This is a genomic window from Acaryochloris sp. IP29b_bin.137 (assembly GCF_028285745.1).
Taxonomy (GTDB): domain Bacteria; phylum Cyanobacteriota; class Cyanobacteriia; order Thermosynechococcales; family Thermosynechococcaceae; genus Acaryochloris.
In genome coordinates this window covers 43,748-59,640 of record NZ_JANQOP010000099.1, presented here as the reverse complement: position 1 = coordinate 59,640, position 15,893 = coordinate 43,748, and the positions used below count along the sequence as shown (strand labels likewise).

16 protein-coding genes and 1 tRNA gene are annotated in these 15,893 nt (G+C 50.0%); 6 read left to right on the top strand and 11 right to left on the bottom strand.

The window, feature by feature from the left end; genetic code table 11:
• Positions 1-25: 25 nt before the first annotated feature.
• From rplA to Q0991_RS07410, 7 genes are all read right to left on the bottom strand, one after another.
• Entirely contained in the window at positions 26-736 is a 711-nt protein-coding gene (gene rplA / locus Q0991_RS07440; protein WP_299486929.1) for a 50S ribosomal protein L1, read from the bottom strand.
• Between the two features lie 86 nt (positions 737-822).
• Positions 823-1,248, bottom strand: a complete 426-nt coding sequence (gene rplK / locus Q0991_RS07435) for a 50S ribosomal protein L11 (RefSeq protein WP_299413232.1) — start codon at positions 1,246-1,248, stop codon at positions 823-825.
• A gap of 7 nt (positions 1,249-1,255) precedes the next feature.
• Positions 1,256-1,876: a transcription termination/antitermination protein NusG gene (gene nusG / locus Q0991_RS07430; protein ID WP_299486927.1), complete on the bottom strand. Its 621-nt coding sequence runs from the start codon at positions 1,874-1,876 to the stop codon at positions 1,256-1,258.
• Between the two features lie 6 nt (positions 1,877-1,882).
• A complete protein-coding gene (gene secE, locus Q0991_RS07425; RefSeq protein ID WP_299486925.1) occupies positions 1,883-2,149 on the bottom strand; it encodes a preprotein translocase subunit SecE in 267 nt (88 codons plus the stop codon).
• Between the two features lie 296 nt (positions 2,150-2,445).
• Positions 2,446-2,518: transfer RNA gene (locus tag Q0991_RS07420), tRNA-Trp, on the bottom strand.
• A 123-nt stretch (positions 2,519-2,641) separates the two neighbouring features.
• Positions 2,642-3,004, bottom strand: coding sequence for a 50S ribosomal protein L19 (gene rplS, locus Q0991_RS07415; RefSeq protein ID WP_299486924.1), 363 nt, complete (start codon positions 3,002-3,004; stop codon positions 2,642-2,644).
• Between the two features lie 128 nt (positions 3,005-3,132).
• Complete coding sequence (locus tag Q0991_RS07410) at positions 3,133-5,832, bottom strand: EAL domain-containing protein (protein ID WP_366524909.1); 2,700 nt, start codon at positions 5,830-5,832, stop codon at positions 3,133-3,135.
• 259 nt (positions 5,833-6,091) lie between these two features.
• On the opposite strand from Q0991_RS07410, the gene Q0991_RS07405 reads away from it, so the two are divergent.
• Together Q0991_RS07405 and Q0991_RS07400 are read left to right on the top strand one after the other, a co-directional pair.
• Positions 6,092-6,877, top strand: a complete 786-nt coding sequence (locus tag Q0991_RS07405; RefSeq protein ID WP_299486921.1) for a cobalt-precorrin-6A reductase — start codon at positions 6,092-6,094, stop codon at positions 6,875-6,877.
• A gap of 59 nt (positions 6,878-6,936) precedes the next feature.
• Positions 6,937-7,791: a 2OG-Fe(II) oxygenase gene (locus Q0991_RS07400; RefSeq protein ID WP_299486919.1), complete on the top strand. Its 855-nt coding sequence runs from the start codon at positions 6,937-6,939 to the stop codon at positions 7,789-7,791.
• A gap of 7 nt (positions 7,792-7,798) precedes the next feature.
• Here the strand turns inward: Q0991_RS07400 and dcd are convergent, their stop codons facing one another.
• Entirely contained in the window at positions 7,799-8,395 is a 597-nt protein-coding gene (dcd, locus tag Q0991_RS07395; protein WP_299486970.1) for a dCTP deaminase, read from the bottom strand.
• 16 nt (positions 8,396-8,411) lie between these two features.
• Positions 8,412-8,948, bottom strand: coding sequence for a P-loop NTPase family protein (locus Q0991_RS07390; RefSeq protein WP_299486917.1), 537 nt, complete (start codon positions 8,946-8,948; stop codon positions 8,412-8,414).
• A gap of 224 nt (positions 8,949-9,172) precedes the next feature.
• On the opposite strand from Q0991_RS07390, the gene rph reads away from it, so the two are divergent.
• The gene (rph, locus tag Q0991_RS07385) at positions 9,173-9,892 is read left to right on the top strand and encodes a ribonuclease PH (RefSeq protein ID WP_299486916.1); all 720 of its coding nucleotides are present in this window, start codon (positions 9,173-9,175) and stop codon (positions 9,890-9,892) included.
• A 4-nt stretch (positions 9,893-9,896) separates the two neighbouring features.
• Here rph and murF read toward each other — a convergent pair whose 3' ends face one another.
• Both murF and Q0991_RS07375 read right to left on the bottom strand, forming a co-directional pair.
• Positions 9,897-11,243 carry a UDP-N-acetylmuramoyl-tripeptide--D-alanyl-D-alanine ligase gene (gene murF, locus Q0991_RS07380; RefSeq protein ID WP_299486914.1) on the bottom strand — a complete coding sequence of 449 codons (1,347 nt, stop codon included), beginning with the start codon at positions 11,241-11,243 and terminating at the stop codon, positions 9,897-9,899.
• A 66-nt stretch (positions 11,244-11,309) separates the two neighbouring features.
• Positions 11,310-12,119 carry an HpsJ family protein gene (locus Q0991_RS07375; RefSeq protein WP_299486912.1) on the bottom strand — a complete coding sequence of 270 codons (810 nt, stop codon included), beginning with the start codon at positions 12,117-12,119 and terminating at the stop codon, positions 11,310-11,312.
• A gap of 351 nt (positions 12,120-12,470) precedes the next feature.
• Here Q0991_RS07375 and Q0991_RS07370 point away from each other — a divergent pair, with 351 nt between their 5' ends.
• The 3 genes from Q0991_RS07370 (at position 12,471) to Q0991_RS07360 (ending at position 15,893) form a co-directional block, all read left to right on the top strand.
• Complete coding sequence (locus Q0991_RS07370; protein ID WP_366524913.1) at positions 12,471-13,991, top strand: Rieske 2Fe-2S domain-containing protein; 1,521 nt, start codon at positions 12,471-12,473, stop codon at positions 13,989-13,991.
• Positions 13,992-14,120: 129 nt separating this feature from the next.
• The gene (locus tag Q0991_RS07365; protein WP_299486908.1) at positions 14,121-15,314 is read left to right on the top strand and encodes a Coenzyme F420 hydrogenase/dehydrogenase, beta subunit C-terminal domain; all 1,194 of its coding nucleotides are present in this window, start codon (positions 14,121-14,123) and stop codon (positions 15,312-15,314) included.
• 6 nt (positions 15,315-15,320) lie between these two features.
• On the top strand, positions 15,321-15,893 hold the full coding sequence (locus tag Q0991_RS07360; protein WP_299486907.1) for a DUF3611 family protein: 573 nt from the start codon (positions 15,321-15,323) through the stop codon (positions 15,891-15,893).

Sequence of the window (15,893 nt, the reverse complement as noted above, 5' to 3'; positions counted from 1 at the left end):
CTTGATACAAAACTTAGGGGTAGGGTTATTCAGTCAGGGTCAGATCGCGCAGAGACGAAATGTTCACTTCAATCGAAGGACCCATAGTGGCTGATACGTAGAGGCTGCGCCAGTACCTGCCCTTGGCACCTGACGGACGATTTCGGTCAATGGTATCTTGCAATGCCTTCAAGTTCGCCAATAAGTCGTCAGCCGAGAATGTTGCCTTGCCAAACATCACATGGACAATTCCCGTTCGGTCAGCCCGGAACTCAAGTTTACCTGCTTTAAATTCTTCAATCGCTTGCGGCAAATCGAAGGTGACGGTCCCTGCTTTAGGAGAAGGCATTAATCCCCGAGGACCCAGAATTCGACCCACTTTCGCCACCTGAGGCATCATATCCGGGGTCGCGATTAGCAGATCAAAATCCATCCGACCTTGCTGAATTTCAGTAATCAGCTCTTCAGATCCCACCACATCAGCACCCGCATCGGTGGCTTCTTTCACTTTTTCTCCCCGGGCAACAACGGCAACGCGAACGTCTTGGCCCGTACCTTTGGGTAAAGCAACCGTTGTTCGTAGCTGTTGGTCTGTATACTTGGGGTCAATGCCCAAGCGGATATGGGCTTCGGCAGATTCTGGAAATTTAGCGGTGGCTGTTTTACACAGCAGTTCTAGCGCGTCCAGAGGTTCATAGGCCCGGTCTTCGACTTGCTGTTTTAGCTCGCGCATGCGGCGAGAAATTTTCTTAGTCATAATTTACTCCTGGGGTGCTAGCGAAGCCGTGGCCTCTTCCCCAAATGGGTTAACAAAGATGGGTACTCCAGCGTACCCTTACCGTCTTAATCAACGACGGCAACGCCCATATTGCGGGCGGTTCCAGCCACAATATTCATGGCTGCCTCAATGTCATTGGCATTGAGGTCGGGCATTTTGGTTTGGGCAATTTCCTGCAGTTGAGCCTTGGTAATTTGGCCCACTTGGGTCCGGTTGGGTTCTCCAGATCCTTTCTCAATCCCGGCAGCTTTCTTGATCAAAACAGACGCAGGCGGCGTTTTGAGGATAAAGGTAAAGCTGCGATCTTCATAAACTGATATTTCAACCGGTACGACGAGCCCCGCTTGATCGGAGGTCTTGGCGTTGTATTCCTTACAGAACATCATGATGTTGACACCATGCTGTCCTAAAGCAGGTCCAATCGGAGGAGCAGGGTTGGCTTTGCCCGCTGCGATTGCCAATTTAATAATTGCTACTACTTTTTTTGCCATGAATCAATTACTCTTTGCGCACCTGATTAAATTCCAATTCTACGGGGGTATCCCGCCCAAAAATCGAAAGTAGCGCTTTGAGCTTGTTACGCTCAAGGCTAACTTCAATTACTTCACCCTCAAAGTCTTTAAATGGACCATTGAGAACTTGAATCTTGTCACCGACTGCCATGTCAACTTTGACCACAGGCTCTTGCTCTTGGGCTTGTCGGAAAATCCGCTCCACCTCTGAGGGACTGAGGGGCATCGGCTTCACGTGCCCCCGTCCACGACCATATCGGCGCTGTTGCTCTGCCCCCACAAAATTGATGACGTTCGGCGTATTTTTGACCACCTGCCAGGTTTCATCGTCCAGGATCATCCGCACAAGAACGTAACCTGGAAATACTTTTTCTTCTCCGGTTGCTCGACTACCATCTTTGCGGACTTTGATGGTCGGTGTTTGCGGAATTTCGATTTGGACAATCCGATCGGCCACGTCTAACGTTTGTAGGCGTTGCTCTAAATTATGCTTGACTTTCTTTTCACAGCCTGAGGCAACTTGGACAGCATACCAATGCCGAATATCTAGCTGCCCATCAGGGGTCTTACTGACTGCAGGGGTTGTACTCAGGGGGTCATCAGTCATTGGCAATTACCCAAACACTAGCGTGGAAACCCACCGGAACAAGTTATCAATAAACGAGAAAATAAAAGCGGATAACGAGACCATCAAAAAGACCGCAATGGACTCACTGATCAGTTGTTGGCGATCGGGCCAGACCACTTTCTCTAACTCTTCTTTTGTGCCTTGCAGAAAACCAGTCGAATTAGGGCCGGGAGGGGCTATGGCAGCTGGCTCTGCAGCTACGCTATCCGACTCGGAAGCGCCCTCTCCAACAGCGGCTGTGGTTGAAGACATGGGTTCAGACACACTATCCACATCCGGCTGTGAAGGTGGTTGATTGTTTGCTGACTTATTTTTCTTTTTTCTTCTTTTAGCCACTTTTGCTAACCCTGAATACTGATTGCCGGGTAATCCTTAAAATGCTACGAATGCACTCAACGAACGAAAACCTCTAGGGCTGTTAGCCTACGATGGTTAGATATCGGCGGAATTCAATCCCTATCGAATCTATTTCAATTTTAGGATTCATGAGTTCAGACGCATGTAGCGCTTACCCAGCCCACAGTCGATCTAAATGTATGTAAATTGAGCGCGCCCTGGAGGACTCGAACCCCCGACATCAGGTTTTGGAGACCTGCGTTCTACCAACTGAACTAAAGGCGCACGGGCTACCTGGATCAACTGTGTAGTAAAAAGATTCGGTAAAACCTTTTTACTAGTCCAATATTACCTTGCAACGGTAGCACAGGTGGGGGTATCAACAGCACTGCTATCACTCAACAGCAGCTACAGATCCCGATCAAACCGCTGTTTGACCCGAGTTGCTTTACCGACGCGATCGCGCAAGTAATACAACTTGGCTCGACGGACCTTACCTCGACGCACCACTTTGATATTCGTGATGCGTGGAGAATGAACGAGAAACACCCGCTCTACGCCAACCCCCTGAAAAATCCGTCGCACCGTTATGGTTTCATTAATGCCACCATGACGTTTGGCAATGACGGTCCCTTCATAGGGCTGGGTTCTCTCCTTGTTTCCCTCTCGGATCAAAACTCCGACCTTGACTGTATCACCAACATAGATTGTTGGTAATTTCTCTTTGAAATGCTCCGCTTCAATTGAGCGAATGATCTCCTCAGCGTGCATAAATTTTTATAAAAATCCACAAGCTCTAAGAATACTATATTTTTTAACAAAACGTCTAGAGCAAGCAGAGACTTTTTATCGAACGTCAATTTGACCTCTCGGCAGAATCCATGCACAGCGTGATCGTTCTACATCAAGGACGATTGGCTCAGCTCTGGATTAGCCACTAATGTCCGTAACATGGACTGGGATTGCTTTCGTTGCAGCCAATTCGCTTGCAAAATATCGGTCGTATTGTCAACGTTTAAGGGCCGACTGAACAAGTACCCCTGAACAATTTCACAATTTAGAGATCTCAACAGTTCCAATTGCTCTTCATTGTCAACCCCCTCAGCCACCACCTTCAAATCTAGCCCTTTGCCTAACGCAATCACCGCATTGATAATCTCCACATCCTTCGACTCAGGTTTTAGATCCTGAATAAAGGATTGGTCAATTTTAAGCGTGTTGAAGGGGAGCTGTTTTAAATAGTTCAGGGAAGAATATCCCGTGCCAAAATCGTCCATCGCAATATGAACCCCCAGGGCCTGAAGGTTATAGAGAATCGACTTGGCAAACTCAATATTCTTGACGGCAATGGTTTCTGTAATTTCGAGTTCGAGTTGCTGAGGCGATAAACCAGTCGTTTCCAGGACCTGGGCTACAATCTCAACCAAATTGGGCTGATAAAACTGGCGAGCAGAGAGGTTAATGGCGACCGATAGCGGAGCCAGTCCCATCCGGTGCCAGACCACCGCTTGCTGACAGGCTGTTCTTAAAACCCACTCCCCCAACTCCACAATTAAGCCTGTTTCTTCGGCAATGGGAATAAAGGTTGCCGGTGACACCAATCCCATTTCAGGATGCTCCCAACGCACCAAAGCTTCTAGACCTACAATCTCACCCGTGGTGATATTGACTTTGGGCTGGTAGTGCAGAATAAACTCATCCCGATCAAGGGCATATCGCAAACTATTCTCAATCACAAACTGTTCTTTAGCATTCATCGTCGGATTGTAGAGCTGGCAGATTCCACGCCCTTGCTCTTTGCTGCGATACAGGGCAACATCTGCATTTTGTAAGAGGATCTCAGCTTCTTGTCCATCCTCAGGATAAATAGCAATGCCAATACTGGTTGTTACAAATAACTCATGCCTACGAATAACAAATGCAGCTTTCAACGCATCTAGGATGCGGTAGGCCGTATTAATCGCATCATTGACGGATTCTATTTTGGGTAACAGGACCGTAAATTCATCGCCTCCCCAGCGGGCGACGGTATCCCCATCTCTCAAGCATCCTTGGAGGCGGACCGCCACTTCTTTGAGTAATTCATCCCCAATCGAATGGCCTAAGGTATCGTTAATCAGCTTAAAACGATCTAAGTCCATAAACATCACGGCCACGCTGCCATTACTGCGCTGCGCCGAGGCTAGGGCTAACGTGAGCCGATCGTTAAACAGTACTCGGTTGGGTAGATCCGTTAACGCATCATGAAACGCTTGATGCCGAATAATTTCTTCCTTGTCCTGTCGTTGTAAGGCCGCGCTAATACTGGCAGACATGGCAAATAGAATGGATTCTTCTTGCAAAGACCAGTGATATTCCCGGGTGCAGTTGTGGAGTTCAATAAATCCCCAGAACCGATAATTAACGATAATCGGCACGACCAAGATCGATAAAATATTGTCTTGGGCTAACACCTGCTGTTCCGCTTCCGGCAAATCTTGCACGAGGCTGCGAATCGTTATCTCATCCGTCAATGCGTGATACCACCGTCTGAGATGGGGGGCATGGTAGCTTTGCTCTTGACGATGAGGGCGGTGACGCACCGGATCTATGGACAAACGTGTCCACTCAAAGCGCATGCTGGTCCCGCTTTCGTCGGTATCAGGAAGCGTATGATTTTTGCAAATACAAATTCGATCAACCCCGGCAGCCTCACCTAAAATAGCTAGGGCAGTGTCAATGGCGTCATAGCCGACATTTTCAAGGAGGTGAGTGGTGGCTTGAGCGACACTCTGAAGTAAGCGATCCCGCTTACGGAGTTCAGCTTCTGCTAGTTTCCGCTCAGTAATGTCAAACACACAACAGCGAATAAGATCACTCTCAGAAATAAAGTGAATGGATTGCTCATACATCTTGTCAGCAACCGTAATTTCCCTCACCAAAATGTGATCGTCAGACTCTTGAATTAAACTCAATAAGCCTTTTACGGTTGGATGTTGCAGTCCCAGCAGCGGCAACTCTGGAAAGGCATTCACGGCGGCAGGATTTAGATATGTCAATTCCCCATCTAGATTAATCTCCAACATAGGGCTGGGGCTAATTTCGGGAAAAGATGCGAGTCGAATAAGCGGAGCTTCATCGACCCCTTCTTCCTCGACGGCGGAAGGTTGTTCTGGTACCAATGTGGATTGTGACGCCGGGGGAGAAAAAAGATCTTGGCGATTGGCGGTGCGGCAATACTCTTCAAATTCCTGATCAGATTGGGGGGCAACCGCAACATACCTTGCCTTGATGTGGTTGCCAAATGTAATTAAATCTTGATCTTGAAGACGGCGAGAACGACATTTAACCCCATTGACCTTAATGCCGTTTGTACTGCGTTGTCCCTGTAAATCTCCATCAATGAGTAAAAAACCATAGTTATTCGGATCAGAGCTGGTGACCCGGAGCAATAACGCATGTTGGCGGGATACTGCTTTAGATTGCAGCACAATCGAATTGGTGGGATCACGCCCTAGGGAATGAGACGATGCTTCCAGGGGGACTAACCGTAATCCTTCGGTGTCCTCAAAAATGAGTAAATGTCGGGTTTGTTTTTTCTGGTTAATATCCACGACCAAATCGCACTCAAGTCTACCGAGAGTTATTTCTAAGATTGGAAGAGCAGAGCACTGATGGTCCCTGCAACACATCGACAACCTCGCAACCTAAACTTAGGTCCCCCCTTGAGGTAGAACGAATTGGTTCTTATTTATTAGGATGCCCAGTAAAACCCCACAAAATTGCATATTGACTAATGCTTTCATATGAACCGCACTTTCTCAGGGGTTTGCCTCGGTATATGTTGAGATCCATACTGCAAATTTAGCTTGTTCAATCATGCTCCATCAGATTTGGTTAATAGGGGGAACGACAGAAAGTGTTGATTTAGCATGCTGTTTACGGAACAGCCAATTGCCTTGTCTGGTCACTGTTGTTACCAAATCAGCACAGGGACTTTATCCGCCCTCTCCTTGGCTGCAGATTCGGACTGAAGCGTTAGCGGACAATACGATTGAGCCGTTTATCTATAACCATCATATTGCGGCCATTCTTGACGCATCCCATCCTTATGCCACAGAAATCTCGCGTCTGGCCATGGGGGCAGCGGTCCAATTCAAGCTTCCTTATCTTCGATTTGAACGCTCACCCACCTGCCACCCCTCAGCTGCCAACCAAGATGGCCCGATTGAAATCAGTGATTTATCGTCTTTATTTGAGCAGGATTATTTACTCAATCAGCGGGTGCTGTTGACCATTGGAAGTAGGGCATTACGTCACTTTATCCAGTGGCATCAGCACAGTACTTTATTTGCTCGGGTCCTACCCCAAGTGCAAGCGATCCAAGCTGCCGAAAAGGCAGGATTTAGTTGTGATCGCATCCTTGCGCTGCGCCCTCCAATTTCCTTTGACCTGGAAAAAGCACTGTGGGAGCAGTGGCAAATTTCCGTTGTCGTCGCTAAAGCATCAGGTCAGCCAGGAGGAGAAGACATCAAGCGTCAAGTCGCTCAAGCCTTGGGGGTAACCTTGATTATGATTAAGCGTCCCTCGCTGACTTATCCGCAACAAACCAGTGATTTAAACACTGCTGTGCAGTTTTGCCAGGCTGCCCTCAACCCAAAATAGGGATAGAACCTTTACACCCCACATCTGCGTTGGGTTGCCGTCAACCATACATTGCAGCTATGACCCCACCTCCCACTGTCAAAGTTGAACTGCTCCTCCAGGGGGGACATCATCAAACCGTCTATCTCCAGTCCAGTGATCCGCTTTTGCAGCGGTTATTCCAGGCAGTTCTGCCATCCTCACAACGGCCACGGCCCCCAGAGCTGTTTCAAATTCCGTTGCAGGCAGGTCATGCTGGCCTCTGTTTTTCCAGTGAGCATTTAGTGGGTTTAGTGACTGAACCGCCGATGTATATTCAATCAGCCCTAGATCCAGCCCCAACGCCAGAGGTCATTCCATCTCCCTATGTGCAGATGGATCAGTTTTTGACGGCTGCTGAACATCAGGCGTTGTTACAAGCCGCGATTCAGCAAGAAGTCTTGTTTATGCCTACCCAAACTACAACCGATACCCCTGACTATCGCCAATCCATGATTCTGCCCGATTTAGATGGATTGGCGGATCGGGTGATGGAGCGAATTGAGCAGGTCTTGCCCAAGGTACTAACACAGCTCAAGCTTCCTAGCTTTAAGCCTTCCGAGATTGAGACTCAGCTCACGTCCCACAATGATGGCAACTTTTATAAGCTGCACAATGATAACGGCAGTCCAGACACCGCGACTCGGGAGCTGACCTACGTCTATTACTTCTACAAGGAGCCTAAGCCGTTCTCAGGGGGAGAATTACGGGTCTACGACAGTAAGATTGAGAATAACTTTTATGTTGCTGCTGACTCCTTTCAAACCGTTGATCCCCGCAATAACAGCATCGTCTTTTTCCTTAGCCGCTATATGCATGAAGTATTGCCCGTGAGCTGTCCGTCTCAAGATTTTGCGGACAGCCGCTTTACCATCAACGGCTGGATTCGCCGTTAGCTCGGGTTTAAAGCCTTGCCAGCGTCACTTGCTCATCTTGGTCTTGATATTTACCCTGGCGGGTTTCATAACTCACCGTGCAGGGCTCGCCTTCGAAGAAAAGGAGTTGGACAATCCCCTCGTTGGCGTAAATGCGGCAGTCAGCGCTAGAGGAGTTGGAAAATTCTAGGGTTAAATGGCCCCGCCAGCCAGCCTCAGCTGGAGTCAAATTGGCAATCAGGCCAATGCGGGCATAGGTGCTTTTGCCAATACAAATAACCGTGACATTCTCGGGCACGGCCAAGCGCTCTAAAGCGACGCCCAGACCATAAGAGTGGGCTGGCAAAATAAAGTAGCTGCCATTCTCATCCTCATGTAAATCTGCAGGCTCCAGATTGGCGGGATTGAACTGTTTGGGATCCACAATGGTGCCAGGGATATGGCGAAAGACCCGAAACTCCTTGGCACTCAGGCGTAAATCGTAACCGTAGGAAGACAAGCCATAGCTAATCACGCGGTGCGGGAGACCGGTACTGCCCTCGATTTCCCGCACTAAATGGGGCTCAAAAGGATGAATCATCCCTTGATTCGCCATTTGGGTTATCCAAGCATCATTTTTGATCACAGAAACCTCTTGAGCGCTAGGGACAAACCGTACGTCGCAGCTCAGTAATTTGGTCAGCAACATCCATTAGCGATGAGGGCATATTCGGCCCCGTCAAAATCATATCAATATGCCGAGGGCGTTGTTGAATCAGTGATAAGACTTCGGCTTCAGGGATCAGATCGAGATGAAGCGCCAAACTGAGTTCATCTAAAATCACGAGGGAGTAATCTCCCTGTGCGATCGCAGTTTGGGTATGCTGCCACAGATCCTGCATGGCCTGCATTTCGTCTGTTTCTAGCTCTGGGGTATCGATGCAGCGAGGTAGATTACAGCGATACCAGTCCAAGTGTTGACAGAGATGCATGGGGTGGTGGTGGCCCATATTGATGCCCCCTTTCAAAAATTGGACGACAAGAACTCGCGTTCCTTGCCCAGCTTCCCGTAGCGCTTGTGCCATTACCGAGGTAAAAAAACTGCGATGCGGAGCGGTAAAGATTTGAACCAAGCCTTCGATAATGTGGCGTGCTGGAGAATCGACTGGGCGGGGAGGAGTGTCTAGCTGAGCGACCATAGTTTAGATGCTAACAACAGATGTAGCGTTCACCTGTAACTTTCCCCCATAGTCAACACCATATCTATGGAATCCGTCAACAATTTAACCAGAAGTATTAAGTTTTGAAAGAATCCTTGATCTCAGCCGGAATCTTGAGGGGGCAATGTAGAGTATGCTGGTTGAGGTTTGGCCGCACCGTAAGGGGCAGATGCCCATCCCACTGTCGTTGAGAATTAGCATACATGACTTGGCAACGTCCTGATGGCCGTCAACCGGATCAGCTTCGTCCTATCCACTTTCACCGAGAGTATACCCGCTTTGCGGCGGGATCGGTACTAGCAGAATGTGGACAGACAAAAGTACTCTGCACCGTTTCGGTGCAACCCGGTGTGCCCAAGTTTCTAGAAGAGACTGGACAAGGCTGGCTAACCGCAGAATATCGGATGCTGCCCGGGGCCACCCCCGAACGGCAGCGCCGAGAACTGATGAAATTATCGGGCCGTACGCAAGAAATTCAGCGGTTGATTGGTCGAAGCTTGCGGGCAGCGCTCGATTTGCAAGCCCTGGGAGAGCGCACCTTGGTAGTGGATGCGGATGTCTTACAAGCCGACGCAGGAACACGGACCACGTCCATTACGGGCGGTTTTGTTGCTTTGGTGGATGCGGTCAATCAGTTGGTCAGCAAGGGCGAGCTAGAGCACTCTCCCATTCGTCACCATGTAGCAGCTGTATCCGTGGGGTTATTGGAAGGGCAAGCATTTTTGGATCTGAATTACCCAGAAGATGTGGGTGCTGCTGTGGATTTGAACGTGGTGGCAACAGAGCAATTAGAACTCCTGGAAGTGCAAGGTACTGCCGAAGAAGGCACATTACCCCGACCGCAGCTCAATCAAATGCTCGATCTCGCCGAAATTGGCATTCAGAAGCTGATTACGGCGCAACGCCAAGCGTTAGGCTCGTAACAGACTAAGCCTTGGCTTGGGTGAGATGGTCGACAATCCGCTCGAGGCCAACTGAGTGAGACGCTTTGCACAGCAGACAATCGCCGGGCTGAATATGCTGATCAAGATAGTCCATCAGGGCTTGATGCTCACCGAACTGCTCAGTGGGGACAGTGGTTGTTCCCGCTGCTAAGGCAGTTCCTTCCGGCCCTTGATCGAGGATCAAGAGCTGATCGATATTGAGTGTTTGTACAAGGTTGCCCACTTGGCGATGGAGTTCGGGGGCATAGTCTCCTAATTCTTTCATCGGACCCAGTACTGCAATGCGACGCTGGCCTGGTGTTTGGGCCAGTAAATGTAGCGCGGCCTGCATCGATTCCAGTCCGGCATTATACGTTTCATCTAAAATCACCACATCGTTGGGCAGGGTGAGTTTTCGAGCCCGACCTGACGGGAGTTGAAGAGAGATGCCTTGTCGTAGAGGTGCCAGATCGAGGTTGAGATGACGTGCGATCGCAAGGGCCGCTAAATAGTTCAACGCATTGTGGGCACCCGGCAGGGGGAGTGGGAATACATCTCCCTCGACCTGTAGGGTTTGAGCCTCCAGCCGTCCCCGTACATCGCCAGATTCGAGACCATAGGTGACTTGAGCCCCCTGCCACACCGTTTTGGCCGTTTCAATCAGCAGGGGGTTATCGGCGTTGAGAATCGCAAAACTATCTGAAGGCATCTGGGCCAGTAGTTCACATTTGGCGTTGGCAATCGCTTCCCTGGAGCCCAAGCGGCCAATATGAGCCGTGCCCACGTTGGTAATCACGCCAATCGTGGGTTGGGCAATCTGGGCTAATTCAGCAATTTCCCCCGGGCCTCGCATCCCCATTTCGACCACGGCATAGTCATGATCGGGGGTTAGACCCAGTAATGTTTTGGGCACGCCAATTTCGTTGTTGTAGTTGGCTTCCGTTTTAAGAACGGACCCGGCGGTGCCGAGGACCGCAGAAATCAGCTCTTTGGTGGTGGTTTTGCCCACAGATCCCGTAATAGCAATGATGGGAATTTGAAACTGCTGCCGCCACCACTGTCCTAAGCGTTGATAGGCGACTAGGGTATTGGGAACCACTAATTGCGGAATCGCCGCGTCGATGGAGTGATCGACAATAGCTGCAATTGCCCCCTGCTGCACGGCCTGTTTGGCGAACCGATGCCCATCAAACTGCTCCCCAGACAGGGCAAGAAAAATCTCGTTTGGCTTTAGGCTGCGGGTATCGGTATTAACGCCTTGCACTTGTTGGGACGTCAATGCACTAGGGAGATTGAGAGGCTGCGCAGATAAAACCTCGATCAGTTGGGCAAGGGGGGCCTGCAAGGTCATGGGGAAGGATGCGTTCTAAAGACTGCTAGTCATTATCTCCTAAACCCTGCGAGTCGTCTTTTGGCCCTAGTTGGAAGAGTCGCGCAATCCAGTCCAGCCGATACTGGCAAAGGCGATAGCTAACAAGATACTTCTAATGCCTGCCCGTAAACGGGTCAAGGATCGCTCTCCCTCTGCCCGGCTGACGACTTCAGACTTGCGTTTCTCCGCATCCGCTAACTGCCCTGCAGCCTGGGTTTGCTGTTGCTGCAGTTGCTTAATGCGAGCATCTGCACTTTGTTTCAGCAATTGTGGATTCGTTTTGAGTTGAGTGAGTGCGGCCTTTTGCTGGGGCGGTAATTGTGGATTTTGCAAACGTTGCTCAAGCTGAGTTGGATCCTTGAGGATAGATTGCCATTCCTGCTCTTCCAATTTGACCTGATTAAGCTGTTGATCAATCGTGGCTTTGTTACGGGTCCACTCAGACTCGACCTGATCTAAGGCCTTCTGGATCACTTCTCCGGTTTTGGCATAGTGAAACGGAATAATCAGCAAAAACATCAGTCCCAGCAGGCTAGCGAAGACAAACGTCCAAAATTTGGGATCCTGCCATGCCGCTCGCAGTTCTTTACCGTTGTGGGAGTCAGCAGAGAGAGGAGGCTTAGTATATAAATGGAACCAAAAGCCCGCATAAATCAGGGATAAGCCGATCAGCGGAATCACGCCTCGATCAATTAGATCATTCAGCAGGGTCAATTGGATCTCTGCATTTGCGAGTTGTGGGGAGGTTAAACGAACCAGAAAATCGAGAAAGAAAGTCAGAATTAAAATTAGACCCACCAAGGTCAGAACCCGGGATGAGGGCGGCAAGTTAGGGCGGTTCTCAGAGACGGTCATGAGTCACTTAGGGTTGAGGGTGGACAACGAAATAGAGAATAAGCGAGTCTAAACAAGCCGGAGACAAATCGAGTTCAGGGCTCCTCGGATTCTTGTCAAAGCTTCTGGGGATTATAATTCTTATTCTTTGGCCTTTTGTCAAACGATGGTAGATGCTGGACATCATCTAAAAGACTGACGTTTCAATAGAGACAGAGGTTCACAGACCTTTTCCTTTAGCGTCATTGCATCAGTGAAGTGAAGGCCTGGTGTGAGAAGCCGATGCGCTGAACGTGAATCGGTTAAACCGTTGGACGTTGAGGATTATATTAGGGGAGATGCACCCTATCTGTGAGCGCAATCGTTAAGGCAGTGACGACTCAAAACCGACTGTTCCTTGAGGAACAATCCACCCCGTCCCAACCGGTAGAGACCACACCGCCCCAGGCAGCAGCAGAGCCTCCCCTCGCTGCACCGGAGCAATTTCAATGGACCCAACAGTGGTATCCCGTGGCGGTGGTTGACTTTCTAGATCTGAAAAGTCCCCACGCTATTCAATTGTTGGGAAAAGAGCTGGTGATTTGGCATGATCAGCAGGGAAAATGGCACTGTTTTGAAGATCGCTGTCCTCACCGCCTCGCGCCGCTATCGGAAGGGCGGCTCGAAGTGGATGGCACCTTGATGTGTGCGTATCATGCCTGGCGATTTGATGCGGATGGGCACTGTTTAGATATTCCCCAAAGTTTCGATTTAGAGACGGCTAAACAGCATCGGGCCAATTCGCGATCTTGTGCGATCGCATATCCGACTCAAGTTCAGCAAGGGTTAATTTGGGTCTGGCCTGATGCCAGCGAAACATCGCATTCCCTGAGCCAGGAACGATCTCCACGGCTTATTCCTGAGCTAGAAGAACGGTCTGATCGAGTCGTTAAACTGTTCTGGTATGTGCGGGATCTGCCCTATGGCTGGGACTTCTTTATGGAAAATGTTGCTGACCCAGCCCATGTCCCCGTCTCTCATCACGGCATTATGGGCAATCGCTATCGGGATGCCAACTATTTCACCATGAACACTGTGCGTGAGATGTCCACACAGGAAGGGTTTGCCCATGATATCCAACCCGTATCCGGCATGCTCAAACAAGCGATTCATGACTTTCAGCCGCCGTGTCATATGCGGGCTGAATCAACCTACAAAGGCGGAGGGAAGATGATTCTGGCCCTCTATGCTAGCCCAACGCGTCCGGGTTGGTGCCGTCATATTGGTTGTCAGATCTTAGTTAAAGATAAGGACGGCAAAACGCCGCCTGGATTTGGCTTCTTTGCTTGGCCGATGCCGGTGTGGTTAGGACATGTTTTAGCGCCGTTGTTCCTCCATCAAGACTTAGTATTCCTGCACTACCAAGAGCAACGAATGGGGCACCAAGAGCAGGGAAGTTGGTTAGAGAACGTTTATACACCTAATCCGCAAGACAAGATGGTGATTGCCCTGCGGCAATGGATCAAGACTCGGGCAGGCGGGGGCATCCCCTGGCAGTGTGATGCTCAACTGCCTCCCCCTCAGCGAGATAAAGAACAGCTGTTCGATATTTGGCAGACTCACACCAAAGATTGCCAAGTGTGCCGTACCGCCTTAAAGCGTATTCAGCAGACAAAAAGGGTGGCATGGATTAGCGCCGTGGTGTGTTTTGGGTTGGCGGTGATGCTGGATGCGCGATCGCAAGCTCTATACGCGCTCACTCACCCAGATGCCTCTTTATTCTTAATGGCTCCCCCACTAGAGTTTTGGGAGTTAGTGTTCTGTAGTGTGACCTTCGCCATAGGTGGCTATTTACTGCAGCGCTTCAGCCGCCTGTTTTATGTTTATGAGTTTGATCATGCCCATAACGATTGACCGCTATCCAGCCATAGCAGAAAAACAGAGTGGGGTTTTGGCCACGACCCCGAAACTGTTTACAATCGGAATGTTGAATAACCCCTAAGTTCAGTCCCCTGAAGCAAGGTACTGACCCCTACCTTAACTATGACTGCGGTACAACCCCATAAAAAAGCCAAAGCCCTCAAATCTACGAGTCGCCGACCAGCAAAAGAACTCTGTAGTGAGTGCGGGCTATGTGATACCTACTATATTCACTACGTCAAAGAAGCCTGTGCCTTCCTCAATCAGCAGGTGACTGAGCTAGAAGAGAAAGCCCATGGCCGCAGCCGTGACTTGAATAATGAGGACGATTGGTATTTTGGGGTCAGTACTCAAATGATGACGGCCCGCAAGGTCGAGCCGATCCCCGGTGCCCAATGGACGGGGATTGTCAGCACCATCGGTATGGAAATGCTGAAGCAGGGCAAAGTCGAGGGGGTCGTTTGTATTCAAAATACGGATGAAGATCGGTTTCAACCCAAACCGATTATCGCCCGGACTCCGGAAGAAGTGCTGGCAGCACGGGTCAACAAGCCGACCCTCTCCCCCAATCTCTCGGTCTTGGAGCAGATCGAACAGTCCGGGATGAAGCGTCTCTGTGTGATTGGGGTGGGATGTCAAACCCAAGCGCTACGGTCGGTGCAAGATAGTTTAGGGCTGGAGAAGCTCTACGTCCTGGGGACACCCTGTGTGGACAATGTGAATCGAGCGGGGTTGCAAACCTTTTTAGAAACGACTAGCCGATCTCCAGATACGGTGGTCCACTACGAATTTATGCAGGACTTCCGCATCCACTTTAAGCATGAAGATGGCTCGATTGAGACAGTACCCTTCTTTGGCCTGAAGACCAATAAGCTCAAGGATATTTTTGCTCCCTCGTGTATGAGCTGTTTTGATTACACCAACTCTCTAGCTGATCTAGTGGTGGGCTATATGGGCTCTCCTTTTGGCTGGCAGTGGCTGGTGGTTCGTAACGAGACGGGGCAGGAGATGCTGGATTTGGTGATGGATCAACTGGAGACTCAGCCTGTGATGTCTGAAGGCGATCGCCATGCGGCAGTGCAAAACAGCATCCCGGCCTATGACAAAGGAGTTACTTTACCCATGTGGGCAGCCAAATTGATGGGTGTGGTGATCGACAAGATTGGCCCCCGAGGTTTAGAATATGCGCGGTTCTCGATTGATTCGCACTTTACCCGTAACTATCTCTACGTGAAGCGTAACTACCCTGATAAGGTAGATGCCCACGTGCCTGAGTACGCAAAGCGCATTGTTAGTCAATATGACTTACCGGATTAACCCTGAATGACCCGACCGTCTGATTCTCTATCCCGGGCTCCCAATTTCAAGAACTTGGGGGGGTCGTTCCGCATCGTCGGCTGGATTAGCTTTTGGATCAAGGCGGTTTTGGGGATTATTTCGGGGGTGACAGTCCTGTTTGCGTCTTTGAGCCGAGCGGGGAATCCCAATCAAGCCAGCAACACCATCAGTGGTTTAGGCTTATTCTTCACCGTCGGGGGCATCTTGCTTCTGGGGGTAAGCGTGTTCTGGAGTTTTCGCTATACCCGCTGGGGACGGCGATTCTTGGCCCCATCGGGTGATGTGCCCTCCAAAGCCAGTACGCTCCGATTGCTCAAAATGGTTGTACTCACGGATCTTGTGGGTATTTTAGTCACCGTAATCGGGGGTGAGTGGTTTGTGGGGGCCATTATTGGCAAGGCCATCTCCCAGGGCGTAGCTGTGTTTAGCCTCAACCCCAATCAACTGGTTGAACCCATTGATCTATTTGTGATTCAGGCTTGTATCAATACCATTGCTGGCCAACTCGCAGGGCTGGTGGCTTCGCTTTGGCTCCTTCAGCGCACCACTCAACAGTAA